The following is a 2,125-nucleotide window of genomic DNA, read 5'->3' as shown; positions in this document are numbered from 1 at the left end:
TGCAACGGTGTTTGCCGTGACGGTTGGGCAGGTCAGGCAAGACCACGCTCACCCGACTGCTGCTGCGGATGACGGACATCGACGTGGGCCGGATCCTGATCGGAGGCCAGGACATCAGCAGGCTGCGCCAGAGCGACCTGCGCGGCCTGATGGCCTACGGGCCGCAGGACCCGGCGATGTTCCACCCCACCCTGCGGGAGAACATCGCGTTCGCCAGCCGGAAGCCACCGAGGCCGAGATCCGCCGCACGGCCCAGGCGGCGCATGTCACGGAGTTCGCGGACGCCCTGCCCTGCGGCCTCGACACCATGGTCGGTGACCGCGGCGTCGAGCTCTCCGGGGAGAGGCATCGTCATCGTGTCGTGCTCGCCAGGGTGATCCTGCGGGACGCCCCGATCCTGTTGCTGGACGAGGCGACCAGTGCCCTGGACTCCGAGAGCGAGATCCTCGTCCAGGAGGCGTTGCGGCGTCTGATGGAGGGGCGGACGGCACTGGTGGTGGCACATCGCCTCAGCCCGGTGGCCCACATGGACCGGCTCGTCGTCCTCGATCGCGGGCGGATCGTCGAGCAGAGCATCCCACCAGGAGTTGCGCGCCTCCGATGGCGCCTACGCGAAGCTGGCAGCACCAGTCGGGCGGCTTCCTCAACGACGACCCGGACCTGCACGGTCCGACGCGTACGGACCAGGAGCCCGTGGGCGATGCCTCCTGGCACCCCTGCACCTTGCCCGTTGTGCCGCGGGCCGAGGCCGGATGCAGCGGACCTCGCTCCTCCCTCCGTGTGCGCTTTCGTTGTGGTGCGGGACAGGCAAGGAGATCCCGTCCGAATGGGGATCGGACGGGATCTCAGGCGCCGTGTGGTGCCGGGCTGGCGGGATTCAGCGCACGCGGCTCGCGGCATGGGCGTTGTCGTCCTTGGTCTGGGCCCGGGTACCGGGGGTTACACAGACCAGGTCGTTGGGAGTGGCCTCGCGCCACACATAGCCCGACTTGCACGTCGGGTCCGTGGCACTTACCCGGCGGTTGGCGGCCTGGGCGTTGTCCTCCCGGGCCTGGGCACGAGTGCCGGGAGTGACACAGACACGGTCCCCGGAGCCCGTGGCCTCGCGCCACACGTACCCCGACTTGCATTCCTGTGAGGGCTGTGCCGGGACGGCGTCCGCGGCGGTGGGGACCAGAATGCTTCCCGCCGCTGCGGCGAGAACCGCTGAGGTAGCAGTGAGCATGCGGTGACGCTTGAGAATTCTCACCATGTTTCCGCACTCCCTGTCGTAGAACTGCGAGTTTTCCGCTGCAGGCACGCGAATTGCGCCATCGGGATGGACATGAGGCCTGGACAAACAGCCCTGGCCCTGGCCTCGCCGTGATGCGGCAATGGGTGCGTGGGGGAGGCATGGGAATCTCTTTTCTCCCTGTCCGATCCGTTCTTCAGAGTGGCACTTGACCCTTTTGGGCGCATCCTGAGTGATGTGAGCGGTGCGGTGACGCCGATACGCCCCCCTCGGCAGCGCAGGGCTTTCTCCCGCCGCACGTGCGACGGCTCCGGCTTCAACTGGGCGTCCACCGAATCCGGCCTGGGACCGTGAGATGCGGGCCGGGCCCGCGGTGACGCAGGTGTAGACGCAAGCCCCAGAAGAACCGTGGGTGCGAGGCGCAGTAGCCCTAACCGGCCCAGCCCGCAAGCTCCGAGCGTGTGGCCGTCGGGCGTGAGCGGGCACACTCCACAGGGGTGGAGTCCACGATCCACACGTCGTCGCGCCACAGGTCGGTGTCCCGGGCCAGGTTACGGATGAACCGGCTGATCAGCGTGTTCGCGGACCGCAGGCGCTTGTTGTAGCCGGACTGCTCGGGCAGGTAGAGGAACTCGGTGGACAGGTGTCGGCGGGCGAACCGCAGCCAGCGGGCCTCGGAGGCGAAGCCGAGGACGGCCTGCATGAGCGCGAGCGTCAACAGCTCGGCATCCGTCAGCCTCGGCGGCCGGCCTCGCCACCGCGTTCCTGCCAGAGAGTCATCAATCCTCACGTACAGTGCTGCCGCGAGGGTTTCGAGATCTGTCGTCGCAAACGGATCAACGAGACCCTCGCTTCATGCGCCCAAAGACTTCGGACTTACTCGTCTAAGACGCC

At 67.8% G+C, this 2,125-nt stretch carries 2 pseudogenes; one reads left to right on the top strand and one right to left on the bottom strand.

Annotated elements, in window-relative coordinates:
* Positions 1-23: 23 nt before the first annotated feature.
* A pseudogene (locus ACZ7H1_RS37290) lies at positions 24-657 on the top strand (ABC transporter ATP-binding protein); the annotation flags it as partial.
* Positions 658-1,664: 1,007 nt separating this feature from the next.
* On the opposite strand, the pseudogene ACZ7H1_RS37285 reads toward ACZ7H1_RS37290, so the two are convergent.
* Positions 1,665-2,027: pseudogene (locus ACZ7H1_RS37285) on the bottom strand (transposase family protein); the annotation flags it as partial.
* Positions 2,028-2,125 lie beyond the last annotated feature (98 nt).

It is taken from the genome of Streptomyces sp. NPDC037401, assembly GCF_055602345.1.
Note: the sequence above shows the minus strand (reverse complement) of the source record. Positions and strands in the feature narration are given on the sequence as shown.